Annotated in this window: 17 protein-coding genes, 2 pseudogenes and 1 riboswitch; of the genes and pseudogenes, 10 read left to right on the top strand and 9 right to left on the bottom strand. The window is 69.8% G+C overall.

The features are described 5' to 3' along the window. Positions 1-2 precede the first annotated feature (2 nt). Positions 3-1310: an MFS transporter gene (locus tag ACGFU7_RS25930; RefSeq protein WP_393698677.1), complete on the top strand. Its 1308-nt coding sequence runs from the start codon at positions 3-5 to the stop codon at positions 1308-1310. Continuing rightward, entirely contained in the window at positions 1307-2329 is a 1023-nt protein-coding gene (locus ACGFU7_RS25925; protein ID WP_393698676.1) for a TolB family protein, read from the top strand. The genes ACGFU7_RS25930 and ACGFU7_RS25925 overlap by 4 nt, the downstream gene beginning before the upstream one ends. A gap of 59 nt (positions 2330-2388) precedes the next feature. Here the strand turns inward: ACGFU7_RS25925 and ACGFU7_RS25920 are convergent, their stop codons facing one another. Further along, positions 2389-3786: an APC family permease gene (locus ACGFU7_RS25920; protein WP_393698674.1), complete on the bottom strand. Its 1398-nt coding sequence runs from the start codon at positions 3784-3786 to the stop codon at positions 2389-2391. A 348-nt stretch (positions 3787-4134) separates the two neighbouring features. Here ACGFU7_RS25920 and ACGFU7_RS25915 point away from each other — a divergent pair, with 348 nt between their 5' ends. Further along, the gene (locus ACGFU7_RS25915; RefSeq protein ID WP_393698672.1) at positions 4135-4452 is read left to right on the top strand and encodes a hypothetical protein; all 318 of its coding nucleotides are present in this window, start codon (positions 4135-4137) and stop codon (positions 4450-4452) included. Positions 4453-4561: 109 nt separating this feature from the next. Beyond that, a complete protein-coding gene (locus tag ACGFU7_RS25910; protein WP_393698670.1) occupies positions 4562-5212 on the top strand; it encodes a DUF2461 family protein in 651 nt (216 codons plus the stop codon). A 136-nt stretch (positions 5213-5348) separates the two neighbouring features. On the opposite strand, the gene ACGFU7_RS25905 is transcribed toward ACGFU7_RS25910, so the two are convergent. Further along, positions 5349-6101 carry a transglycosylase SLT domain-containing protein gene (locus tag ACGFU7_RS25905; RefSeq protein WP_393698668.1) on the bottom strand — a complete coding sequence of 251 codons (753 nt, stop codon included), beginning with the start codon at positions 6099-6101 and terminating at the stop codon, positions 5349-5351. Positions 6102-6105: 4 nt separating this feature from the next. Then, positions 6106-6291: riboswitch (cyclic di-AMP (ydaO/yuaA leader) on the bottom strand. 710 nt (positions 6292-7001) lie between these two features. Between ACGFU7_RS25905 and ACGFU7_RS25900 the strand changes: the two are divergent. Both ACGFU7_RS25900 and ACGFU7_RS25895 read left to right on the top strand, forming a co-directional pair. Beyond that, positions 7002-7616 (top strand): annotated as a pseudogene (locus ACGFU7_RS25900) (ATP-binding cassette domain-containing protein); the annotation flags it as partial. A gap of 120 nt (positions 7617-7736) precedes the next feature. Beyond that, a pseudogene (locus ACGFU7_RS25895) lies at positions 7737-8478 on the top strand (ATP-binding cassette domain-containing protein); the annotation flags it as partial. Between the two features lie 268 nt (positions 8479-8746). On the opposite strand, the gene ACGFU7_RS25890 reads toward ACGFU7_RS25895, so the two are convergent. Both ACGFU7_RS25890 and ACGFU7_RS25885 read right to left on the bottom strand, forming a co-directional pair. Then, positions 8747-9421, bottom strand: a complete 675-nt coding sequence (locus tag ACGFU7_RS25890; protein ID WP_393698666.1) for a DUF305 domain-containing protein — start codon at positions 9419-9421, stop codon at positions 8747-8749. Positions 9422-9522: 101 nt separating this feature from the next. Beyond that, positions 9523-9942, bottom strand: coding sequence for a hypothetical protein (locus ACGFU7_RS25885; RefSeq protein ID WP_393698665.1), 420 nt, complete (start codon positions 9940-9942; stop codon positions 9523-9525). A gap of 202 nt (positions 9943-10144) precedes the next feature. On the opposite strand from ACGFU7_RS25885, the gene ACGFU7_RS25880 reads away from it, so the two are divergent. The 4 genes from ACGFU7_RS25880 (at position 10145) to glpK (ending at position 15654) form a co-directional block, all read left to right on the top strand. Continuing rightward, positions 10145-11437, top strand: a complete 1293-nt coding sequence (locus tag ACGFU7_RS25880) for an APC family permease (RefSeq protein ID WP_393698663.1) — start codon at positions 10145-10147, stop codon at positions 11435-11437. A gap of 296 nt (positions 11438-11733) precedes the next feature. Next, entirely contained in the window at positions 11734-12900 is a 1167-nt protein-coding gene (locus ACGFU7_RS25875; RefSeq protein ID WP_393698661.1) for an FAD-dependent monooxygenase, read from the top strand. Between the two features lie 344 nt (positions 12901-13244). Beyond that, a complete protein-coding gene (locus ACGFU7_RS25870; protein ID WP_393698660.1) occupies positions 13245-14090 on the top strand; it encodes an MIP/aquaporin family protein in 846 nt (281 codons plus the stop codon). 46 nt (positions 14091-14136) lie between these two features. Next, positions 14137-15654, top strand: a complete 1518-nt coding sequence (gene glpK, locus ACGFU7_RS25865) for a glycerol kinase GlpK (protein WP_393698658.1) — start codon at positions 14137-14139, stop codon at positions 15652-15654. Positions 15655-15723: 69 nt separating this feature from the next. On the opposite strand, the gene ACGFU7_RS25860 is transcribed toward glpK, so the two are convergent. The 5 genes from ACGFU7_RS25860 to ACGFU7_RS25840 are packed head-to-tail and all read right to left on the bottom strand — an operon-like array spanning position 15724 to position 24938. Continuing rightward, the gene (locus ACGFU7_RS25860; RefSeq protein ID WP_393698656.1) at positions 15724-17997 is read right to left on the bottom strand and encodes a M20/M25/M40 family metallo-hydrolase; all 2274 of its coding nucleotides are present in this window, start codon (positions 17995-17997) and stop codon (positions 15724-15726) included. Continuing rightward, positions 17994-19748: an AMP-binding protein gene (locus tag ACGFU7_RS25855; protein WP_393698654.1), complete on the bottom strand. Its 1755-nt coding sequence runs from the start codon at positions 19746-19748 to the stop codon at positions 17994-17996. Before ACGFU7_RS25855 ends, ACGFU7_RS25860 begins: the two co-directional genes overlap by 4 nt. Beyond that, complete coding sequence (locus ACGFU7_RS25850; RefSeq protein ID WP_393698652.1) at positions 19745-23041, bottom strand: amino acid adenylation domain-containing protein; 3297 nt, start codon at positions 23039-23041, stop codon at positions 19745-19747. Before ACGFU7_RS25850 ends, ACGFU7_RS25855 begins: the two co-directional genes overlap by 4 nt. After that, entirely contained in the window at positions 23038-23853 is an 816-nt protein-coding gene (locus tag ACGFU7_RS25845; protein WP_393698650.1) for a class I SAM-dependent methyltransferase, read from the bottom strand. Before ACGFU7_RS25845 ends, ACGFU7_RS25850 begins: the two co-directional genes overlap by 4 nt. A gap of 11 nt (positions 23854-23864) precedes the next feature. Beyond that, complete coding sequence (locus tag ACGFU7_RS25840; RefSeq protein WP_393698648.1) at positions 23865-24938, bottom strand: ornithine cyclodeaminase family protein; 1074 nt, start codon at positions 24936-24938, stop codon at positions 23865-23867. Positions 24939-24975: the final 37 nt, after the last annotated feature.

Here is a 24975-nt window from a genome sequence, read left to right as displayed (position 1 = left end):
CCGTGTATCTCGCGGACTCCCGCAGCACCGAAGCCGCCGCCCCGGGCACCCGTCCGGGGCGGCGGCCGGCCGCGGTGCCCGGCACCGTCCTGGCTCTCGGCGCGGTCAGCCTGATCACGGACATCTCCTCGGAGATGGTCACCGCGGTCCTGCCGCTGTACGTGGTCACCATTCTCGGCCTGTCGCCGCTCGGCTTCGGTGTGCTGGACGGCATCAACAACGGCGTCGGCGCCCTGGTACGGCTGTCCGGCGGCCACTTCGCCGACCGGGGTGGCCGCCGGTACAAGACGGTGGCAGGGATCGGTTACGGCCTGTCCGCGCTCTGCAAGCCTCTGCTGCTGTTCGCCCACAGCCTTCCCGTGATCAGCGCTGTGCTCGCGGTCGACCGCACCGGCAAGGGGCTGCGCACCGCGCCCCGGGACGCGATGATCTCGCTGGCCAGCCGGCCCGAGCACCGGGGGCGGGCGTTCGGTGTGCACCGCGCCATGGACACCACGGGCGCCCTGCTCGGACCGCTGGCGGCCTTCGCGATTCTCCGGGCCGCCGTCGACGGTTTCGACGCGGTCTTCGCGGTCAGCGGCTGCGTCGCCGCGCTCGGGGTCCTTGTGCTGGTGCTCTTCGTGCCCGGACGGACCGCGCCGGGGGACACCCTGCCGTCCAGGGACCGCCCCGCGTTGCGCGACTCGATCGCCCTGCTGCGCCGCCCCGGACTGCGCAGGCTCACCCTGTGCGCCACCCTGCTCGGCCTCACCACGGTCAGCGACTCGTTCCTCTATCTGCTGCTCCAGCGCGAACTGCGGCTGCCCGCCCAGCTCTTCCCGCTGCTCCCGCTCGGCACGGCCGCCGCCTTCCTGCTGCTCGCCGTACCCATGGGCGCGCTCGCCGACCGCACCGGCCGCCGTCGGCTGTTCCTGGCGGGCCACGGCAGCCTGCTGCTCGGGTACGGCCTGGTGCTGGCCCCGCTGCGGGGTACCCCGGTGCTGATCGCCGTGCTGGTGTTGCACGGCGCCTTCTACGCCGCCACCGACGGGGTGCTCGCCGCCGCCACTGCCGGGGCCGTCCCGGCGGAGCACCAGGGAGCCGGGCAGGCACTGGTGGGCACCGGCCAGGCCCTGGGAAGGTTCGCCTGCTCACTGGCGTTCGGCTCCGCCTGGAGCCTCTGGGGCGGGCGGACGAGTCTCGCAGTCATCGCCGCCGCGCTGGCCGTGAGTGCTTTGACGGCCTCGATCGTCCTCCGCGGCACAGATCGTGACGCGAAATGTGCCGCAGACCGTGATGCAGACCAAGACGCAGACGAGGTGTCCACATGACCCGGACCAGCCGCCTGGTGATCCTGCTCCTCGCCGTCCTGCTGCTCGGGACAGCCGGGACCGCGGCGGTGCTGCATGCCGCGGACCGGTCCGACAGACGCGACCGGGAGCAGGCGGGTGGTCCACCCGTCCGGAGCGGTACCGTCTCGCTCCAAACGGACGGAGAGCGTCAGTTGCTGGTACGCAACCTGGCCTGGGGCCCGCACCGCGACGAGATCGCCACCGTGCCTGCCGACCGGCCGGACGGTGCGCGGACCGTGTCCGGCGTCAAGTGCCTGCGCTTCCACGCGGCCGCCGGTACCGGCATCTGCCTGCAGGCCCGGCACGGCGCGCTTCAGGACACCTACCGGGCCGTCGTACTCGACTCGCACCTCCACGCGCTGCACCGCTTCCCGGCCGCCGGCATTCCCACCCGCGCCCGGGTCGCACCGTCCGGCCATCTGGTCGCCTGGACGGTCTTCGTCAGCGGGGACTCCTACGCGGGCACCGACTTCTCCACCCGCACCGCCATCGTCGACACCCGCACCTGGGCGATCGACGACAACCTGGAGACGTACACCGTCACCAAGGACGGCAGGCCCTACCGCGCCTCGGACATCAACATCTGGGGTGTCACCTTCGCCGACGACACCCGCTTCTACGCCACGCTGGCGACCCACGGCCGGACCTACCTCGTCCGGGGCGACGTCACCGCCCGCACCCTCACCACCCTGCACGGGAACGTCGAATGCCCTTCGCTGTCGCCGGACGGTACCCGCATCGCCTACAAGAAGCGCGTCCCGGGAGCCTCGCCCGACGCCCCGTGGCGGCTGTACGTGCTCGACCTGCGACGCATGTCGCAGACCGCGACCGCCGAGCAGCGCAACATCGACGACCAGGCGGTGTGGGCGGATGACTCCACTCTCGTCTACGCCCTCCCCGGCGACTACGGCTCGGACCTGTGGACCGTCCCGGCCGACGGCACCGGTAAGGCCCGCCGGCTGATGACCTCCGCCGTCGCCCCGGCCTATCCGGGGTGACGGCGGGGCGGTCCGGACAGAGTGCGGGACGCGGGTCGCCGTCCCTGGTCATCCAGCGGTCAGGACTGCACGTCCTCCGGAATGCTGACCAGCCAGCGGGTCTCGCGGCGGGGCCGCAGATACAGCGCCCAGTAGAGCGTGGCGACCGCTGTGATCCCGCCGGTCCACAGCAGGTACTCGGTCTCCTGCTGGGTCAGGATGTACGCGAGCACGGCGATGAGCAGCACGGGGATCGCAGGCCACAGCGGCATGCGCCAGGCCGGTGCCTCGCGGTGCGTGCCGCGGCGGCAGAGCAGGGCGGCGACCGCGACCAGCAGGTACATGCCGGTGACGGAGACGCCGGTGACGCCGTACAGGGTGTCGAGGTTGACGAAGCAGAGCGCCGCGCCGGGGATGCCGACGACCAGGGTCGCCACCCACGGGGAGCCGAACCGGCCGAGTCGGGACAGGGCGTTGTTGATCGGCTCGGGCCACGCCTTGTCACGGGCGGAGGCGAACAGGACCCGTGAGTTCTGGATGACCATGACGATGCCCGCGTTGATGATCGCGAGGGCGACGCAGAGGCTGACGAACGTGCCGACGGCCGAGTTGGACCAGGCGGCGACCATGGTGTTGAGATCGCCCGAGGTCAGGGCCGCGAGGTCCGGGGCGCCCAGCGTGATGGCGATGACCGGGACGAGGATGACCGCCGTGGAGATGGCGAGGGTGGCGAGCACGGTGCGGGCCACGTTGCGCCGCGGGTTCTCCAGCTCCTCCGAGAGGTAGACGGCCGTGGAGAAGCCCTGGGTGATGAAGAGCGCGATCGCCAGCCCGGAGACCACCATCATCGCGGTGACCGTGGAGGTCGTGCCGCCCGACGAGGCGACCGATCCGTGCACCAGCGCGGAGGCCCCGCGCTCGGAGTGCGCGAACCCGAGAACGGCGACGACGCCCGCCGCGATCACTTCGAGGACGAGGAAGATCCCGGTGATCCACGCGTTGGCACGCAGGTCCAGGAGACCGGCGAGGGTGGCGAGGACCATGACACCGGCGCCCGCGACGGGAGCCGGAATGTGCACGACGGGAGCGAGGTAGTCGGCCGTCCCCATGGCGATGACCGGCGGCACGATCATCACGACCAGCAGGGAGAGCACGAAGACGAGCCACCCGGCCAGCCGTCCCGCCATGGTCGACACCATGGCGTACTCACCTCCCGCGCTCGGTATGAGGGTGCCCAGCTCCGAGTAACAGAAGGCGACCCCGATACAGAGCAGCGAGCCGATGGCGATGGTGAGGGCGGTGTACGTGCCGAGGCTGGAGAACAGGTCCGGTACGACGACGAAGAGTGTCGAAGCGGGCGTCACGCAGGAGAGCGTGAGCAGTGTTCCGCCCACGACGCCGATGGAACGCTTGAGCTTCTGTGGAGTGGGGCCGGTCGCTGGGGCGAGCGCCTGGGGAGCGCTGAGCGTTTCGGTCATCGTGCGATTCCGATCAACAGGTGCGGTATCTGAGCGCGGGAGCGGTATCGCCTCCAGACGAGGACGTGGTGAGTGGTTTCGTCGCTCCCAGCGCGACATGCAATCCTGACGAGTTCCGCAGGTCAAGAGCTGTTAACCTTCGGAATTCGTTGTTTCGGCGAGCAGATCTGACGATTTGGCGTTAAGAGTGCGTCATTCTCTGGGGATCGGCGGGTGCGGGAACCGCAGCAGGATCCGATGCAAAGTTTCGCCCATTCCAGATTCCGGAAGGGTGCGGGCGTTTCGAGCGCCGCGATGCGCGGATCGCCGCGGGTCGCGCATCCACGGTCTTGATGCCAGCCTGGAGACATGGCTTGGGCGTCATGGACGACTCGCGGTGTGTTCTCCGGGCACGGTGGCGTGCTCACGGACGAGGTCGGCGTCCTGTCCGGAGACCTGACCGTTCACACGACCTGGGCCGATGACACGGCCCAGATCACTGTGCAGTACACGGGTGCGATCGACTGGTTCACCATGTCGGGCAGTCCTGTGCCGTGCTGCTCGGAGGACGACAGCCGGCGCCTTCACGAGGCGGTGGTGGAGTCCGTCCGGGAGGGAGCAGCGGCCACGGTTCCGAGGCCTCCGCTCCAGAAGCCGGAGCAGCCGACGGAGAGCGCCCAGGAGTAAGGGTTACGTCGACGGGGGCGCGCCGGGCACTGCGGTCCGGCGAGCAGGGAACGGCTTCGGAAACGGTGCGCGCCCGCCCTCAATGTCCCGGATCACTAGGATCCCTTGCGTGAGCAGAGCGTTCAGTGGCTGGACAGAGCAAGCATTCGAGCTGCTTCTGCAGTTGGAGGGCATACCTTCGCAAGAAGCGCGTGAGAAGCGCCGAAGGGACCGGGAGCGCCTCGTCCGGCAGCCCATGATCGCGTTGCTGAACGATGTGGCGGACGCGGACCAGGCGTACGAGGACTTCTCCGTCTGGGGGTTCCGCAAGGACCCGTGGTGGTGGCAGCACCAAGTGGCGGTGATCAGGATCGCGCGCAATGTCGAGATCGGTCTGCGCTTCGACCTCGACGGGCTCCGGATCAAGGGGGGCTGGACGTACCCGGACCCCGGGCAGGTCCCGTTGTTCCGTACGGCCGTCGCCGCGCAGGACAGTGGACCCGAGCTGGTGTGTGCCATCGAGGCGTTGGGGGCGCAGGGGTATGAGATCACCGGGGACACCATGAAGCGCATGCCACGCGGTCATGACGCCGGTCATCCCCGTGCCGACCTGCTCCGGTACCGCTCGGTCTCGGCTGCCCGTCCCCTCGGCGGGGACTGCGCACAGCACACGTCGGCGCTGGTCGATGCCGTAGTCGCAGCGGCGGAGGAGCTGGAGCCCTTGCTCTCCTGGCTCGCCGGCCATGTGACCGTTCCCGGCTCCCGCCGACGCGCCACGTAGCGTCGCCTCCGTGTGCCGCCCACGCGGGTGAGCAGCCGAAAGGCGGTCCCGGACCGGCGGGTGTGGTCCCTTCCGAGGGGCCTGTTCGGCCCCTCGCCACCCATCGGTTCTGAACCGCCATCGGCGCTGCTGCGGATCAGTAGGCCCCGAACACGTTGTCGATGGAGCCGTACTTGTCGGCGGCGTAGTTGCACGATGCGGTGATGTTGGCGACCGGGTCGTAGCTGTCCATCGACGTACCGGGCACGTGGTAGGCAAGGAACGTCGGGTCGATGATCTGGAGGAGGCCCTTGGACGGCGTGCCCTTGGCGGCGTTCGAGTCCCAGTTGTTGATGGCCCGGGGGTTGCCGGAGGACTCGCGCATGATGTTGCGGTGGATGCCGTCGTAGCTGCCGGGGATGCCGTTCTGGGCCATGACGGCCAGCGACTCCTTGATCCAGCCGTCCAGGTCGTTCGTGTACGTCGCGGGCTGCGCGGCCGGTGCGGCAGCAGCAGTTGCGGCAGTGGCAGTTGCGGCAGTCTTGGCCTCGGCCTGGGCGCCGATTGTCAGCTTCGTGCCCGGGCGAATCAGTGCGGGGTTGGCGCCGATGGTCTCTCGATTGTCCTCGTACAGCTTCTGCCAGCCACCGCTGAGGGAATATCCCTTTGCGATCTTGGAAAGGGTGTCGCCCGCGATCACGGAATAGATGGTGGGCGCGGCCTTTTCCTTGACGGTGGCGACGGTTGACGCCGCAGCCTTTTCGGCGGTGACAGTCTGTGCCGGTGCGGCCGAGGCAAAGCCGGCGCCGATCAGCGGAAGCACGAGAGCGGCTCCACCCGTGGTCGCGGCTATGAGACCGCGGGTCAGCGAAGTGGACTTACGACGACGGTGGTTACCCGTTGTGGACATAGCGAATTCCTCTCCGTCGCCTACGAGGTGAGCTGTCGGGTTCAGACTGGAGATGTCTGGCCGCAAGCGAATGCGGCTTCACCCCGAGCCGTTCCGGATACCGGACCGGCGGCTTACCTGGGTTCCCCGCTCCTGCCGTACATGAGTGGTCGGATTGCCGGACGGCGGCAGGATTCGGCGTTCCGTCCGGATTGACGGTGACCGTAGGCGAGAAACACCAAAAGGAACAAGCCCCCATTTTTGGATCACAATTCATTTGCAAGATCGAATCATGGAATCGGCAGTAATCCACCTCACACCGTGAAGCCAAATTTCCTTACGCAGAAGGGAACCGGGCCGCGCGTCACGGCATCTTGAGCTCTGAACGTGACTCACGCCACGGAGCGAACAAACGGTGCAATTCGGTCAGCACTCGAAGGTCACAACTCTCCTTAAATGCCTCTTTATTAACCAAGAGATCACTTCTAAATAAATCGCCCATACTGGGACATACCCGTGGGGATCTGGGTGCTTCTCGGGCCGGCCGCACCCGACAGGGCTCCATGACCTCCGGTGTCCGGCGTCCCGGCACGCGGGCCGCTCGTCCCACTCCCCCGCACGGCACCGAGGCTTTGCCTTTCGCCCTCCGGGTCGTTATCGTTTTGAACGGTTCTGTTGTCTCCGATAGAGGTGGACGTTGCGCATCTGAGGTTCGCGATCATCGCGCCGTACGGCTTCAGCCGTACGCCCGTCACGCAGTAGCAGTGTTCTGTCCTGCCCGTGACCCCGCGTGGATGCGACCTCGGTGCATGAGCCGTCCCTCGATCTTCCGGACCGCCGCACCTCCCTTTCGGTTCGGTCGCTGCGTGGTGCTCGCATACGAAGCCCCCATTCACCGCGCTTGCGACTGCGAGGATCACCATGGCGACACCCACCGCCCCCAGCGCCTCTCTCACCTGCTCCGCCCTGTCCTTCCAATGGCCGGACGGCACCACCGTCTTCGACGGACTCTCTCTCAGCATCGGCCGGGGCCGCACCGGGCTCGTCGGCACCAACGGCGCGGGCAAGTCCACACTGCTGCGACTGCTGGCCGGCCAACTGCGCCCCTCCCAGGGCTCGGTGGCCGTCGCCGGCAGCCTCGCCCACCTCCCTCAGAACATCACCCTCGACACGTCACTGCGTGTGGACGAGGCCCTGGGCATCGCCGAGCGGCGCGACGCGCTGCGCGCCATCGAAGCCGGGGATGTGGACGAGAAGCACTTCGAGACGATCGGTGACGACTGGGACGTCGAGGAACGTGCCCTTGCGACACTGGGCTCACTCGGACTCGACAGCGTCGAACTGGACCGCACCATTGGCCAGTTGTCCGGAGGGGAGACGGTCCTGCTGCGCCTGGCCGCACTGCTGCTGGAGCGTCCCGACGTCCTCCTTCTGGACGAGCCGACCAACAACCTCGATGTGTTCGCGCGCCGAAGGCTCTACGAAGCCGTCGACTCCTGGCGCTCGGGTGTCCTGGTCGTGGTCAGCCACGACCTCGAACTGCTGGAGCGCGTGGACCGCATCGCCGAACTGCGCTCCGGATCCGTGAGCTGGTACGGGGGCGGCTGGTCCGCCTACGAAGAAGCCCTGGCCACCGAACAGGAGGCCGCCGGACGGATGTTGCGGGCAGCCGAGGCGGACGTACGCCGGCAGAAACGCGAACTGGAGGAGACCCACGTGAAGCTGGCCCGCCGTCAGCGCCACGGCAGGAAGATGGAGGCCGAGGGCGGGCTCCCGAAAATCCTTGCCGGCCGCCGGAAGCGGTCCGCGCAGGAGTCGGCGGGCAAGCTTCGCGGCGTCCATGAGGAGCGTCTCAATGAGGCGCGCGAACGCCGCGAGGAGGCCGCGGACGCGATCCGTGACGATGCCGAGATCCGCGTGAGCCTTCCCCACACCGCCGTTCCCACCGGCCGCACCGTACTGAGCCTGCACGAGCTGCGCCCCCGGTTCGGCAGGCTGCACGAGGGCAACCTCCATGTGCACGGGCCCGAACGGATCGCGCTCGTCGGACGCAACGGCGCGGGCAAGACGACGCTGCTGCGCACCCTCACCGGCGAGTTGGCTCCGCTGTCCGGCGAGGCCAGGACGTTCGTACCGCTGCGGTTCCTTCCGCAGCGGCTGGATGTGCTGGACGAGGAGCTGAGCGTCGCGGCGAACGTGGCCCGTATGGCTCCCGGGGTCACCGACAACCACATCCGCTCCCAGCTCGCGCGCTTCCTGTTCCAGGGGAAACGCGCGGAGCAGCCGGCGGGCACGCTCTCGGGCGGAGAGCGCTTCCGTGCCGCGCTCGCGGCGACGATGCTCGCCGCACCGGCCCCGCAGCTGCTGATGCTGGACGAGCCGACCAACAACCTCGACATCGCCAGCGTGCGACAGCTGACCAGCGCACTTGAGTCCTACGAAGGTGCGCTGCTGATCGCCAGCCACGACCTGCCGTTCCTCGAGTCGGTCGGCATCACCCGCTGGCTGCTCCTCGCGGAGGAGCTCCGGGACACCACCGCGGAGGAGGTGGGCGACCTGCTCGCAGCACCGGAAGCCGGCTGAGCGGCCGCGTAAGGCCGACCGGATAGACCACGAGAGGGGGTGCGGGCCTTCGGCATGACGAAGGCCCGCACCCCCTGCCAGGGTCAGAGCCTGGAGATGATCTTGTTCATCTGCTCGATCTCGGCGGTCTGAGCCGTGATGACGGCGTCGGCGAGCTTCTTCGCGTCGGCGTTGCTGCCGTTCTTCTGCTCATCCTCGGCCATCGTGACCGCGCCCTCGTGGTGGCCGATCATGAGCTGGGCGAACTTCTTGTCGAAGTCCTTGCCCTTGGCGGCCTCAAGGTCGCTCATGTCCTTGTCGGACATCATCCCGGGCATTCCCGAACCGTCCGATCCATGGTCCATGCCGGGCATGTCACCCATCGAGGGCGAGGCCGAGGGAAGCGGCTTGCCCCACGAAGTCAGCCAGCCCTTCATGGTGTTGATTTCGGGGTCCTGGGCCTTCTCGATCGCGGCGGCCAGCTCCTTGATCTCGGGGTCGGCGGCGCGGCCGTCGGCCAGCTCCGCCATCTCGACGGCCTGCTGGTGGTGCGGGATCATCTGCTGCGCGAACTTCACGTCCGCGTCGTTGAACGCACTGCCGGGAGTGGCCGGCGCGGAGGAGCTACCGGATCCGTGGTCCATGCCGGGCATGGACGAGCCGTCGCCCTTGGATCCGTCGGAGGAGCCGCAGGCCGCCAGCGTCAGAGCGAGTGCGGCGACGGTGCCGACGGCTGCGAGTGTGCGGCGGCGGACAGGGGAAGACAGGGAAGCGGACATCACACGTTCTTTCCAGGTGGATGCGCCACATCGGTGGCGCGCGAAAGGGGCAGGATCATCCGGCCGGTCCGGCGGAATGGCCGGGAACCGGCGGACACCTGTCACGTCCGCGCGATGCACACCTGGAGCAGTAGATCTCTGCCGGCGAACGGCGGACCTCGCCGTGCCGGTCCGCGCACCGCCGTGCGTCTCCGCCCGAGCACCCATACAGCCAGGACCACGAGGCCCAGCGCGATGAGCAGCGGCAGCAGCCGGTCGCGGGCGTGGGTGGATACGCACGACTCGCCGTTCATCCCGGGCATGGCGGCGGCCGCACGGGCGGTGCCGTGCTCCTCCGCCATGGCCGTGTGACCGGCCCCCGTCGTCATGGACATGGGCGGGTCCGAGGTCACGGCCACTCCGCCGTGGCAGCCCTCGGCAGCGCTCGCCGGGGCACCGTGCATGAGGAACAGCCCGCACAGGACGGCACACAGCACGAGCAGCCGGGACACTCCCGGTGTGCGCGTCCGCCTGCGATCCACGGCTGCCTCGAATTCTCGGTCGTACGAGTCCTGCGGTACGAGCCCGACGATACCCCCACAGGGTTTCCCGTCCTGTCGCGCCCCGACCCGTCACACCCAAACACCGTCCGGACACCTTGCTCGGCTACCGTGCCCCCGAATCTCTGCGTACGTACGGACTTCGGGGCCTGCTCGTGCGGGGCGCCCCGGCTGGGAGTGTGCGATGAACACGTCGGCGGCGTCGGCGGGAACGGGCGAGTTGAAGCGCCGCCTGAGCGTGTTCGACGCCGTGATGATCGGCCTGGGTTCGATGATCGGGGCGGGCGTCTTCGTCGCACCCGCGCCCGCCGCCGCGGCCGCCGGGTCCGGGCTGCTGCTCGGCCTGGGGCTGGCAGCGGTGGTCGCGTACTGCAACGCGACGTCCTCCGCCCGGCTGGCCGGCCGCTACCCGGAGTCCGGTGGCACCTATGTGTACGGCCGTGAACGCCTCGGCGACTTCTGGGGCTATCTCGCGGGCTGGGGCTTCGTCGTCGGCAAGACGGCCTCCTGCGCGGCGATGGCGCTGACCGTGGGCTCCTATGTGTGGCCCGGTCAGACGCACGCGGTGGCCGTCGCGGCGGTGGTAGCGCTGACCGCGCTCGACTACACCGGTCTGCACAAGTCCGCCTGGCTGACCCGAGTGATCGTCGCATTCGTCCTGGCGGTCCTCGCGGCGGTGGTCACCGCGTGCCTCAGCGGCGGCACCGCCGATGCCGGGCGTCTGGCCATCGGCGCGGACGCCACCGCCGGCGGAGTGCTGCAGGCGGCCGGTCTGCTGTTCTTCGCGTTCGCCGGATACGCGCGGATCGCCACCCTGGGCGAAGAGGTCCGCGACCCGCGGCGCACCATCCCCCGGGCGATCCCGCTCGCGCTGGGCATCACACTGCTCGTCTACGCGGCCGTCGCCGTCACGGTGCTGGCCGTCCTGGGCCCCGACCGCCTCGCCCATGCCGCGGCCCCACTGGCCGAGGCCGCACGCGCGGCGGGCGTCCCCGGCTTGGCGCCGGTGGTGCGGGCCGGCGCGGCCGTCGCCGCGCTCGGCTCCCTGCTCGCACTCATCATCGGTGTCTCACGCACCACCCTGGCCATGGCCCGCGACCACCACCTGCCGCATGTCCTGGCCGCGGTGCACCCGCGCTTCAAAGTCCCTCACCGTGCGGAGCTCGCCGTCGGCGCCGTGGTCGTCGTCCTTGCCGCCACGACCGACGTCCGAGGGGCGATCGGCTTCTCCTCCTTCGGCGTCCTCGCCTACTACGCCATCGCCAACGCCGCCGCCTGGACGCTCACCCCGGACGAAGGCCGCCCGCCCCGCATCGTGCCCGTCATCGGCCTGGCGGGCTGTCTGCTCCTCGCCTTCGCCCTCCCGTCGGCATCGGTCGTCTTTGGCACCGCGGTGATCGCGGCCGGTGCAGCGGCCTATGGCGTACGCAGGGTTCTCGGCCGCGCGCGCCGCCAGTGGCTCGGCTCGGATGGTTGACCCGGGAATTCATTGGTTGCCGTTTGCCCGTCAGTCCGTCTCCGGAGTCTGATTTCGGAGGTGGTGGTGGGGCGTCGTCCGGGAGTGTTCGTCCGGCCCGTGAGCATGGAGGAGGGCTGGCGGCTGCAGCGGATCAGCCGGACCGCGAAGGACCCGGTCAGGCTGCGGCGGGCGATCGTGGTGACGATGTCCGCCCAGGGGCAGTCACGGGCAGAGCGCCCGGACGAGCGAGTGCGGGTGCCGTCCTCGCTCGTCCGGGCGAGCATGGGAGGGTCCGACAGCAGGGAAGTCATCCGATGCACCCGAGGAACACGTTCAAGGCTCTGATCGTCGGCGGGTCTCTCGGGGGCATGGCAGCGGCCCACGAGTTGCGAGCCGTCGGTGCCGAAACCGCTGTGTACGAGCGGTCGGCGGGCAGGATGCAGGCCCGTGGCGCCGGAATCGTCATGCAGCCCCCGGTGGAGGCGCTGCTGGTCCGACTGGGTATGTCCGCGCAATCGGTGAGCGTCGAACTGCATGAACGCCAGCAGCTCCACATCCACGGCGGAGCCGCCAGGTACGGGGCCCCACAGCTGATGACCGCCTGGGACACCCTTTACCGGGTGCTGCGGGAACCCCTCGCCGGAGTCTGCTACCGCCTGGACAGTGCCCTCAGGCGAGCCCGGGTGGAAGGCTCCGGCATCACGGTCGAGTTTGCTGACGGCTACACGGCACAGGGCGATTTCCTGGTGGGCGCGGACGGAATCGGCTCGGCCGTACGGCTGCTGCTCGATCCCGCCACGCGGCCGGCGTACGCCGGGTATGTGGCGTGGCGAGGGCTGGAACCGGAATCGGCCCTGCCCGGCGGTCTGCTGGATCTGCTGGCGGGCCGGTTCACATTCTTCGGCTCGGACGGCCAGCAGATGCTGTGCTACCTGGTCCCGGGCCCCGAAGGCGAGCTGGTCGAGGGCGCCAGACGCGTCAACTGGGTTTGGTACACCAACGTGTCCGAGCGCGACCTGCCGAGACTGCTCGCGAGCCGGTCCGGAAAGCGGTTCACGACCTTCCTGCCGCCCCGTGAGATGTTGCCGGACACCGCGGCGGCGCTGGCCGCCACGGCGGACGCATCGCTTCCGCCGCAGTTCGCGGAGCTCGTACGGCGCTCTGAAGTCTTCATGCAGCCGGTCTTCGACCTTCCGCCTCACCGGATGGTTGCCGACCACGCGGCCCTGATCGGCGACGCCGCCGGAGCGGTCCGGCCGCACACCGCATCCGGGACCTCCAAGGCGTTCGGTGACGCGGCCGGCCTCGCCGCGGCCATGCGCGGATGGACACCCACACAGGACCTTCCGGCCCGGCGGCTGGCGGACTGGGAACGACAGCGGCTCTCCCACCTGGCCACGCTGTCGGAGATCGGGATCGATCTGGCCACACGGTCATCACTCGGTACGGCCACCGGACGCCGCTTCTTCGCCTCCGTCTGAGGCGTCTCCGTGGGTGGGGCGGGGCGGCAGGCCGAGGAAGGCCCGCCCATTGGCCTCCAGCGACAAAGGCGTCGACGCCTCTGTCGAGCAGGAACTGGGCAGGGTCGGGCTGCGCCATGTCAAACGGGTAATCGCTACCGCAGAGGATGCGGGCGGGCGAGGCTCGCGCCCGCAGCAGGAAGAAGTTGTCCAGCACCAGGCCCTGGTTCAGGCCCCTTCACCGGGCGAGCCCGGCGCCGGCCGCAGGGCTTCCGCCACCAAGTGCGGAACCAATTCTCTGCGTCTACGCTCATATGTGGATCTATGCCGCCAACGGTTGTGACTCGACAGGAAGCGAGATCCGCATGGAGCGGCTCAAGATGTCGGGACTCGTCGGGGAACTCTCGGCGGAGTTCCTGGGCACGATGATTCTCATCCTTTTCGGCTGTGGTGTGGTGGCCCAGGTCGTAGCCGGAGGAGCGCTCACCGACCCGGCGGGGGGCCTCGGGAATCACGACAGCATCGCCTGGGCATGGGGTCTCGGAGTCACTCTGGGTGTCTATGTGGCGGGCAGGCTGAGCGGCGCGCACCTCAATCCCGCCGTGACGCTTTCGCTTGCCGCTTTCAAGGATTTCCCCTGGAAGAAAGTGGCACCCTACGCACTCGCACAGCTCGCAGGAGCTTTCGTCGGGGCGCTGGTGGTTCGGTGGAATTACACCGAGGCCCTGGCGAAGGCGGACCCGGGGCACACGATCAAGACGCAAACTGTTTTCTCGACGCTGCCCGCAAACGGGAACCCCGCGCTTCCGGTTCACGAATGGGGGGCATTGCGGGACCAGGTCATCGGCACCGCCATCCTTGTGCTGCTGATCTTCGCGGTCACGGATCTTCTCAATACGCCACCGGGCGCCAATCTCGGCCCGTTCATCGTGGGCCTCATCGTGGTGGGCATCGGTATGGCGTGGGGCACCAATGCCGGGTACGCGATCAATCCGGCCCGTGACTTCGGACCCCGGCTCGCGAGTTTCCTCACCGGCTACGGAGGGGCGTGGCGGGACCAGTACGGAAATTTCTACTACTGGGTGCCGATCGTGGGCCCACTCGTGGGTGGACTCGTCGGTGCGTTCCTCTACAAGACTTTCGTCGGCCGTTTCCTGCCCACCGCGGAAGCGGAGCCGGAGGGCAGCATCCCCATGCCACCGGAGGAGTGACGCCCGGTTCCATCATCGGGCGCGGACTCAGGAGAGGCAGCATGCCATGGCGGACTTCATCGGCGCGGTGGATCAAGGCACCACCAGCAGCCGCTTCATGATCTTCGATCACGACGGAAACGAAGTGGCCAAGCACCAGTTGGAGCACGAGCAGATCCTGCCCCGCCCCGGCTGGGTGGAGCACGACCCGGTGGAGATCTGGGAGCGCACCAACTCGGTGATGCAGAACGCTCTGCGCACCGGAGGTCTGAGCGCCACCGATCTCGATGCCATCGGAATCACGAACCAGCGCGAGACCACCGTCGTCTGGGACCCCCGCACCGGTCGTCCGTACTACAACGCCATCGTGTGGCAGGACACCCGGACCGACTCGATCGCCAAGGCCCTGGAGAACGCGGGGCATGGCGAGGTCATCCGGCGCAAGGCGGGGCTGCCTCCGGCCACCTACTTCTCCGGCGGGAAGATCAAGTGGATCCTCGACAATGTCGAGGGGGTCCGCGAGGCCGCGGAACAGGGCCATGCGCTGTTCGGGAACACGGACTGCTGGGTGTTGTGGAATCTCACCGGCGGCCCCGACGGCGGCATCCACGCCACCGACGTGACCAATGCCAGCCGCACGATGCTGATGCACCTGGAGACGCTCGACTGGGACGACGAACTGCTGGGCATCTTCGGCATCCCCAGGGCGATGCTGCCGTCCATCCACCCGTCCTCCGATGCGGAGGCGTACGGCCGCACGCGCACATCCCGGCCTCTGCGGGCCGCGATCCCGATCACCGGGGTACTCGGCGACCAGCACGCGGCTACCGTGGGGCAGGTGTGCTTCGAGCCGGGCGAGGCGAAGAACACGTACGGCACCGGAAACTTCCTCGTGCTCAACACCGGTACGAAGCTGATCCGGTCGCAGCACGGCCTGCTCACCACCGTTGCCTACCAGTTCGGCACGAGCCCTGCGGTCTACGCCCTGGAGGGCTCCATCGCGGTCACGGGATCCGCCGTACAGTGGCTGCGGGACCAGATGAAGATCATCACCGAAGCTGCCGAGAGCGAACGGCTCGCCAAGACCGTCGAGGACAACGGCGGGATGTACTTCGTGCCGGCGTTCTCGGGCCTCTTCGCGCCCTACTGGCGCTCGGACGCCCGCGGCGCCATCGTCGGTCTCGCCCGCTACAACACCAACGCCCATCTGGCACGGGCCACTCTGGAGGCCATCTGCTACCAGAGCCGGGATGTGGTGGAGGCGATGGAACAGGACTCCGGAGTCCATCTCGATGTGCTCAAGGTCGACGGCGGGGTCACGGCCAATGACCTGTGCATGCAGATCCAGGCAGATGTCCTCGGGGTGCACGTCAGCCGCCCGGTCGTCGCCGAGACCACCGCGCTCGGCGCCGCCTATGCGGCGGGTCTGGCCACCGGATTCTGGCGCGACGAGGGCGAGTTGCGGGATCAGTGGCAGGAGTCGAAGCGCTGGGATCCTCAGTGGAGCGACGAGCGGCGCGCCGAGGGTTACGCCGACTGGAAGAGGGCGGTCGAGCGCACTCTCGACTGGGTGAGGGTGGGTTGAGGTCAGGGAACCGGCGACCGCACCGTACGGGCGTGCCCGCGCCGGGCACGCCCGTACGGTGCGATCGGCTCAGGCCTCGGTCCGCAGTCCGGCCAGCAACCGGTAGACGGTTTCGGTGCCTTGCCGCAGGGCCTCGACGCCGATGTGCTCGTCGGTGCCGTGCATGCGCTTGAGCATGTCCCGGTTCACAGTGAACGGGTACATGCCGTAGACGGGCACGTTCTGTTCCCGGAACGGTACGGCGCTGGTGACCGCCTCGAACTGGCAGGCGGTGGCCCGTACTCCGGGGTGTGTACGGCGTACGGCCGTCTGCCAGGCGCGGAAGACGTCCGTGTCGTAACTGGAGTCGGGCGTGGCCAGATAGCCGCGCAGCCGGTCCAGGACCTGCTGCTCGCTCTCGCCGGTGTTGCCGACCACGGTCAGCGTCGCCCGGTTGCCGATCAGTGAGCGCAGTTCGGCGACGGTGCGGCCCGGGTCGTCGGCGCCCGGCAGGAAGGCGGCCCGGAACTCCGCCGTCGCCGTGCCCGGCACGATGCTCGGGTAGTAGCCGGACTGTGCGGAGGTGAAGGCGAGCGTGGTGCGCAGCATCGCGTTGTGCAGCTCCGGGGTCTCACTGAGCCGTACCACCGCTTCGCCGGCCCTGTCCCGCTGCTGTTCCGTACGGGCGTCGAGCATCTCCCGGACGGCCTCGGCGAGCGGCCGGTCGGTGGTGGCCTCGGCCAGCTCGGCGAAGTACTGCCGGGACAGCGCGTTGGGACGGATGTGTGCACGCCAGTCCCCGAGTTGTTCGAGCACCTCCCCCAGCCGGATCACGGCCTGTCCGGTGAACGGCTTGGACGTGTGGGTGGCGTACGAGGAGGTCTCCAGGCGCAGCAGCAGGGAGCGCTTGTCGTTGCAGGTGAGCGAGGCGATCATGGGTGTCCTGCCGTCGCGCTGGTTGAGCACCCAGCCTCCTTCGGTGATGACCGCGCCCGCCTCGACCTTGCCGGGGTGTTCCGTGAGGAACCAGCGCACCCCGTAGGGCCCCTGCTCCTCGTCGCAGTCGGACCAGAAGACGATGTCGCGGTCGAAGGCCGCGCCCTCGCGGACATGGCGCAGCAGAGCGGCGACAAATGCGGCGTTGACGCCCTTCATGTCGAGCGAGCCGCGGCCATACAGCATGCCGTCCTTGATGTCTCCGGCGAAGGGGTCCGTCGTCCACTTGTCACCGATGGCGGGGACGACGTCGGAGTGGCCGAGCAGGACCAGTGGTTTCTTCCGGTCCGGCCCGCTGCCGGGGACGCGGGCGAAGAAGTGGACGTTGCCTTCCTTGGGGGTGGCCACGATCTCGGTGCCGACCCCGGCCGCGCGGAAGATGCCCTGGAGCATCTGGGCGAACGGCTGGGTGAGAGCGCCGTCGCCGGGGTTACTGGTGTTCTGGCGGATCATGGCCACGGCGAGGCCCACGGGATCGGTGGGATCGCCGTCGAAGGAGACGCTGCCCGCCGCGGTCGGCGCGGCGGCGGATGCTCTGGATGACGCGGCCGCCACCGCGCCGAGGCCCAGCACCGTGCCCGCGACGGCCGTGGCACCGGCGCCGAGCACGGAACGCCGTGACGGCCGGGTTCCGGGAAGGCCGTCCAGACAGGCGGTGATGACCGCTTCCGGGTTCTCCTGGTGGGCGTAGTGACCACCCTCGACGGACCGCAGAGTGCATTCGTCACGGGTCCAGTCGGCCCAGCGGCGCACGGTCACTTCGGGCACGTGCGGATCGTCGGTGGCCCACACCGCGCGCAACTCGACGTGCGGTACGGAAGTCCGGCGGCCGTCGTAGCCCGCGGCCAGTTGCAGATCGGCGATGACGGGAGGCAGCAGCACCTCCTCGAACTCGGGGTCCGTCAGCAGCTCCGGGTCGGTCAGTCCGGTCCCGGTGACGAAGGCACGGGCGTCCTCGACGGTCACATCGCCGCCGTCGCCGTGGAAGTCACCGGGGCACTGTCCGGCCACCACGCACAGCCGCGCGACCGGCACCCCGGCGTCGAGCAGCCGGCAGCACGTCTCGTACGCGAGCAGCGCACCGAGGCTGACGCCGATCAGCACCAGTCGCCGCCCGCCCCGCAGTGCGCGTACCTCGGCCGCCACGGCATCCGCGTAGGCGGCCATGCCGGTGACGGGCTCCTCGTCGACGCGGGTGCCGCGGCCCGGAGGTGTGATCAGCGCGAGTGCGGTGTCCTCGGGCAGCCGGCCCCGCCAGTTCGCGAAGGTCGAACCGTGGGCACCGGTGGGTGCGAAGCAGACGGCGAGGGTGCCCGCCGCGCTGCCCTGTGGGTATTCGCCCGGCACGCTCAACCATGGGACGTTCATGCCTGTTCCTCCTGCTGGGTCTCGCGGCACAGTGCGGCGATCGCGGTGACGGTGGGTGCGCCGAGGATGCGGCGCAGCGGTATGCGTCTCCCTGCCGTCTTCGCCAGCCGGTTGGCGAGCCGCACAGCGAGCAGGGAGTGGCCTCCGGCGTCGAAGAAGTTCTGGTCCGCAGAGGCCGGTGGGGCGCCGAGCAGTTCCTGCCAGAGGGCGGCGACAGCGGCCTCGGTGGCGTCGGACGGGGTGAATCCGGCCGTCTGTTCCTGCCCGATGCTCTCCACGAGCGTGCGCAGGGCCCTGCGGTCGAGCTTGCCGTTGGTACTCAGCGGGAGCTGTGGAACCTGCTGGATACGGGCGGGCAGCATGTAATCGGGCAGCCGGTCGCGCAGATAGCCGCGCAGTGCGGCGGGGCCGGTCTCCTCATCGGCGGTGACACAGGCGACGATGCGTGCTTCGCCGCCCTCGCTGTCCGCGTACGCCCCGGCGTCGGTGATGTCCGGCGCCTTGCGCAGCGTGGCCTCGATCTCCTCCAGCTCGACGCGGTAGCCGCGTACCTTGATCTGGTTGTCGGCGCGTCCGGTGATCTCCAGTCCCGTGTCCGGGAGTTGGCGGCCGCGGTCTCCGGTCCGGTAGTGGAGGACTCCGGCGTCGTCCGTGGTGAAGCGGTCCTCGCCGTCGCCGCCGAGATAGCCGAGGGCGAGCGGCGGCCCGGAGACCCACACCTCGCCCGTCACACCGGGTGGCAGGCGTCGGCCGAGCCGGTCGCGGACCGAGAGCGCGGCACTCGCCACGGGGCTGCCGACGGGGACGCGCTCGGCGTCCGCGGGCAGTCGTGCGGTGTCGTACGCGGCGACGTTGGAGGCGGTCTCCGTCATGCCGTACAGGTTCAGCAGTGTGGCGTCGGGCCAGACCTCACGGAAGCGCAGGACCGTGTCCACCGGCAGCGTGTCGGCGCCGCTGGTGACCAGTAGGGGCTGGTGTCCGCCGGAGTGTTTCGCGCTCTCCTCCAGCAGCCCGGCGATCAGCTGCGGGGTCAGGAAGAGATGCGTGATCCGCTCCTGCTCGACGGCGGCGGCTAAGAGCACCGGGTCGAGGAGCTCGTCGGTGCCGAGCACGACGGACGGGATGCCCTTCAGCAGTCCGCCCAGCAGCTCCCAGGGCGAGGCGACCAGCGCCAGGGACTTCTGGACGGCCAGCACCGCGTTCTCGGGGAAGGGGTGGTCCTGCCACATCCATTCCAGCCGGCCGCGGACCGAACGCCGGCTGATACGTACGCCCTTGGGGTTTCCGGTCGTCCCCGAGGTGTAGACGATGTGGAACAGCGCGTCCTCGTCCGGTTCCTGCTCGGGGGCCTGGTGCAGTGGGCCCTCGGCGAGGGGCACGAGCGTGACGCGGGGGGCGTCCAGCGTGGGGAACTGGTCGAGTCCGGGCTCGGCCAGGACGCAGTGCGGTCCGGTCTCCTCCACCATCCGGCGCTGTCGTCGCACGGGTATCGCGGGGTCGAGCCCGAGGTAGGCGGCGCCCGTCTTCAGTACGGCGAGGACTCCGGCGACGGCGGCGGGGCCGCGCTGGGCGGCGAGTGCCACCAGTGTGCCGGGGCCGGTGCCCTTGGCGGCGAGCCGGGCGGCCAGCCGGCCGCTCCATTCGTCGAGTTCGCGGTAGGTGAGGCTGGTGCCGGTGTGGCGCAGGGCGACGGCCCGGGGGTGGGCCGCCACCTGCTCGGCGAAGCGTTCCAGCAGGGTCGGCGTGGTCATCGGTGATCGTCTCCGGGCAGCAGATCGAGGGAACGGATGGTGGTGTGCTCCGCACGCTCCTGGTCGGTCAGGGCCCGCAGCGCGATCAGCGTGGATTGCAGTACGTTGCGGGCGGCCGGGGCGTCGAGCAGCTCCTGCTGGTAGGCGTATTGCAACAGCAGTTGGCCGGGGCCGTGCGGCTGGACGTACAGGGCGCAGTCGTACTTGGTGTAGCCGGTGTCCAGTTCGACGAAGCGGAACCCGACGTCCGAGGCGGTGGTGGCGCGCGCCGGGTACGGCAGCATATTGAGCATGGTCTGGAAGACCGGTGTCGCCGAGGAGCTCCGTGACGCGGCTGGAAGCCGACGCAGTGTCCAGCCGAAGGGGTGCTCGGCTGCTGCGTACGCGTCGTACACCGTCTCCCGCACCTGTGCGGTGAACTCCGCGAGGGTCGCGGCCGGGTCGATGTTCAGGCGCAGTGGCAGCATGGCGAGCATGAAGGCCGGCACCTCGGCGGTCTCCGGCCGTTCCCGGCCCGCCATCGGAGCGCCGACGATCACCTCGTCGGCGTCGCTGTAGTAGCTGAGAGCCAGCGCGTATGCGGCCAGCAGCGGCACGAACGCGGTGGCGGAGGCGGACAGCGCGGTCTGGCGCAGCCGCTGGGACAGTCGCTCGTCGAGGACCGTCTCGGTGATCTCGCCCCGGTAGGTGGGTGCGGCGGGCCGCTGCTTCTGCGCGATCTGAAGTGCCGGGAGATCGCCCGCGAGCCTGCGCAGCCAGTACTCCCCCGCCTCGGCGACCTCCTCGGTGGCAAGGCGCGCCTCCAAGTGGTCCAGATAGCGGTCGTACCGGGTGGCGCGCTCGGGGTCGGGCTGTGCCGGCTGCTGTTCGTACAGCTCGGCGAGCCGCTGGAACAGCACGGTGGCGCCCCAGCCGTCGAGGAGCAGTTCATGCATGGTGACCAGCAGCCGGTGCTGACCGCCGGGCAGTCGGAACAGCTCGGTCCGCAGGGCGGGTTCGGCGAGGAGGTCGAAGGGCCTGGCGGCCTCCTCGGCGGCCACTGCGCGGAACTCGTCCGCGGTGATGTCCCGCGCCCGTCCGGGCAGCGGCACTTCCCAGTGCGGATAGTGGTGCACCACTTCCTGCCCGTCCGGCTCGTCGGTCTCGGCGAACCGGGCGAGGAGCAGCGGGTTCTCGGAGAGCAGCAGCTGCCAGGCCCGCGCCAGCCGTGCCACGTCCAGGGGCCCGTCCAGCTCCAGGGAGCCCTGGTAGCTGTAGTAGGGGCTGAGCGGGTCGAGTCTCCAGTGGAAGTAGACACCGGCCTGCTGCGGGGTGAGCGGCCGGGTCCGCGGGGCGTCCCAGGCATGTTCCGTACAGGTGCCGGCCGCCTGCTGCCGGTGGCGGCCGAGCGCGGCGAGTGCGGCGGGGCTGCCATCGCGCAGCACGTCGCGCAGGCCCGCGGCCGTTCCTGCCTCGCGCAGCGCCGCGACCAGCCGCATGGCCAGCAGCGAGTCGCCGCCCAGCTCCAGGAACGAGTCGTCCCGGCCGACCCGCCCGGTGCCGAGGAGTTCGGCGACCAGGGCCGCGATCGTGGTCTCCGCATCGCCGCGCGGTGGCGTGTACGGGCGGGTGTCGGGGCGGCTGCGGCGCGGTGGTGCGGGGAGCGCCTTGTAGTCCGTCTTGCCGTTCCGGGTGAGCGGGAGGTGCGGCAGGACGACGAAGGTGTGCGGCACCATCGGCGCGGGGAGCCGTTCGGCCAGGTGGGCACGGAGTGATTCCTCCGCCACCTCGCCGCCGGAGGCGGTGACATGTGCGACGAGCCGTGGCGGCTGTGCGGCCACGGGGGTGTGGGCGCTCTCGCGGGCCACCAGGGCGCCGCCGTCGTCGGGGGTGTGGACGGTGACGGCGCAGGCCGCGATCGCGGGGTGGCCGCCGAGGACCGCTTCGATCTCGGCGAGCTCCATGCGTACGCCGCCGAGCTTCACCTGCCGGTCGACCCGTCCCTGATACTCCAACTGGCCGTCCGGCAGTACGCGTACGGCGTCCCCGGTGCGGTAGAGGCGCCCGCCGCTGCCGCCGAAGGGGTCGGTGAAGAAGGCGCGAGCGGTACGGTCCGGGTCCCCGAGGTAGCCGCGGCCCACGACGAGTCCCCCGACGAACAGCTCCCCCGTCTCCCCGTGCGCGCAGGCGTGCCACTCCCCCTCCTCGGCACGCAGCACATACAGTTCGGCGTTTCCGATGGGCGAACCGATCGGCAGATGGCGTACCCCGGCGGCCGGTGAGCCGAGTACGGCATGGGTGACATCGTCCGAACACTCGGTGGGGCCATAGGCGTTGAGCAGTCCGATGCCCGGCATGCTGTCGTGCCACCGCCCGGCCAGAGCGGGTGGCAGCTCCTCGCCGGTGGCGATCATCCAGCGCAGCGCGCCGGGCCCGGCCCCCCCGCTCTCGTGGGCGTCGAGCAGGAAGCGGATCAGTGTGGGTACGGTCTCCAGCACCGTGGTTCCGCGGCGGCGCAGTTCCTCCAGCAGCAGGGCGCCGTCCTGCGCCCGCTCGTCGCTGAAGATCTGTACGCGGCCGCCGACGAGCAGCGGAGCGAGCATCTGCCAGACGGAGATGTCGAAGCCCAGCGGCGCGGTCTGCGCCAGCCGGTCGTCGGAGGTCAGTGCGAGGTCGTCGGCCTTTGCCCACAGATGATTGAGCATCCCCTGGTGCTCGACGATCGCGGCCTTGGGGCGGCCGGTCGATCCGGAGGTGTAGAGGACGTAGCGCACCTCGTCGGGGGCGGGCCGGGCGGTCCGGGTGTACGGAGGGTCCGCCTGTTCCGGTGTCGCGGTGGGGATCCCGGCCGCCCGGGCTCCCTTGACCAGTTCGCCGGTGTCCGCCGGCCCGCCGGTGGTCAGCATGAGCACAGCGCCGCTGTCGGTGAGGAGGGACTCGACGCGGGCGGCGGGCCATCCCGCGTCCACCGGCAGATAGACGGCGCCCAGCAGCTCCAGTGCGAGAAAGGCCGTGATGACGTCACTGCCGCGCCGGCCGCCCACCGCGACGATCTGCCCCTGTGAGACTCCGGCAGCCGCCAGCCGTGCGGCGGTGCGACGCGTACGGTCCGCCAACTGGGCGTAGTCGATGGATATTTCGCCGTCGTCGATCGCTGTACGGTCCGGGTGCGTGGCTGCGTACCGCTCGACGTACGCGTGGACTCCCTCGCCCAGCTCGTACGGCTCGCTGCGGGTCAGCGCCGCGGCGGCGGCCCGCTCCCGTGCCCCTTCGGCCAGCGGGAGCGTGGGGTAGTGCTCGGGAAGGCCGGTCACCGGGCACCCTTCTTTTCCGCGATGACGAGCAGATACTCGACGGGTACGCCCACGCCCCGCTCGTCCGTGGTGTGGAAGCCCTCGGTCATCTCGACCATTTCCGCCCGCAGCTCCTTCCAGCGCGAGGGCGGCGAGATGGTGTTCTTCGCCGCGATGCAGGGGCCGAAGCAGTTCTCGAAGAAGGCGACCAGGTCCTCGGCCGTGCCGAACGGGTAGAAGAGTTCCCGGCGTTCGGAAGTGACCGTGAATCCGGGGCCGAACAGCTCGGCCAGATAATCCGGGGAGCCCCACAGCATGGGCTGCCCCTGATGGCCGTTGGGCGAGGGGAAGTAGGCGGAGAGGATCTCCTGGAAGTGGGCGGTCCAGCTGCGTGCCGTCCAGTTGCACATGCCGATCCGTCCGCCGGGCCGCAGCACCCGGGCCATCTCACCGGACGACGCCGCATGGTCGGGCGCGAACTGGATCCCATAGGTGGAGGTCACCAGGTCGAACGAAGCTTCGGTGAAGGGGAGTTCCTGTGCGTCGCCGCGGTGCAGCTCCACCTCGACACCGGCCTTCGAGAACCGTTCGCGCGCGTCGGAGAAGAACTCGTCGGTGAGATCCAGCCCGGTGACGTCGCAGCCGCGCAGGGCGGACAACAGCGCGACGTTGCCGTTCCCCGTGGCGACGTCGAGATGACAGGTGTCCGGCTCCGGGGCAAGGCGGTCGACGAGCTCGACGGCGCCGGGCCGCAGCAGATCGGCGACGTGCCGGTACTCGCCGTACGACCACATGGTGCGGTTGATCTCCTGGACGAATCGATCGATCGTCATGCGGATCCCCCTCAGAGTGTGAGCCGGGCGCCCAGACCGGCGGCTTCGGCGCGGGCGTGGATGCGGTCGGCGACGGCGACATCGAGTATCGACATACCGAACGGGTTGCTGATCACGATCTCGTCCCGGTCGCGGCGGCCGGGGTGGCGGCCGGCGAGCACATCGCCGAGCGTGCCGTCGACGCGGCGGGCACCGGGCCGTGCGGTGACTCCGTCCCGTGAGGTGCCATCGGGGCCGAGCAGGGTGCCCGCCCGGTGCATCCGGCCCAGCAGCCGGCGCGGGTCGTCACGGACCAGGCTCCAGTCGTCGACGATCACTGTGCCGGCCGAGAGCACCGCCGCCTCGGTGAGGTCGTCCAGCGAGACATGGCAGACGAGTGCGCCCGGCCGCAGCCAGTCCGGCTCGATGTAGCCCTGGGTCACCGTCGTGACGGGCACGACGAGTTCGGCGTCCCGCACCGCCTCGTGCGCACCCTGGGCGAGCACCGTCTCGACGTCCGCGGCCCCGGGGATCGACGCGATGTACCGGGCGACGGATTTCGCGCGGTCGGGCGCCACGTCGTACAGCGATATTCGGCGCAGGGTGGGCACGCTGCGCAGCAGCAGCGCCACATGCGCCTGTGCGAGCGCTCCGCAGCCGAGGAGCGCCAGCTGTCGTGGTTCCTGGACCGCCAGATGGCGAACGGCGAGTGCGGTCACCGCCGCGGTGCGCATCGCGCTGATGTACGCGGCCTCCATCAGGGCGAGGGGGCGGGCGGTCTCCGGGTCGAGGAGCAGGGTGAAGCCCTGGGAGCGCGGTATGCCGCGTCCCGGGTTGCCGATCGAGGCGTTGATGGTCTTCATGCCGATGACCGGTGGCCGTCCGTCCTGGACCAGTGCGCCGGGCATGGCCAGCAGCCGGGCCGAGTCGCCCTGCGGCGTGGTCCAGCCGAGGTACGCCTCCTCGGGGAGGACCGACTGTCCGGCGGAGTGCAGCGTGAGCGCCTCGGCCACCGCCGCCACGATGTCCACGTCGCGGGCCGCCTCGATGACGTCCGCACGGGTCAGATAGCGGAAGTGGCTGTCGGGGTATTGCTCGAAGTCCATTGCGGGCGGGGCTCCTTGGCGAGAGGGTCGGTGGTGG

The sequence above is a fragment of the Streptomyces sp. NPDC048473 genome (assembly GCF_043200155.1).
Lineage (GTDB): Bacteria > Actinomycetota > Actinomycetes > Streptomycetales > Streptomycetaceae > Streptomyces.
This window is presented reverse-complemented; position numbering and strand designations above follow the sequence as displayed.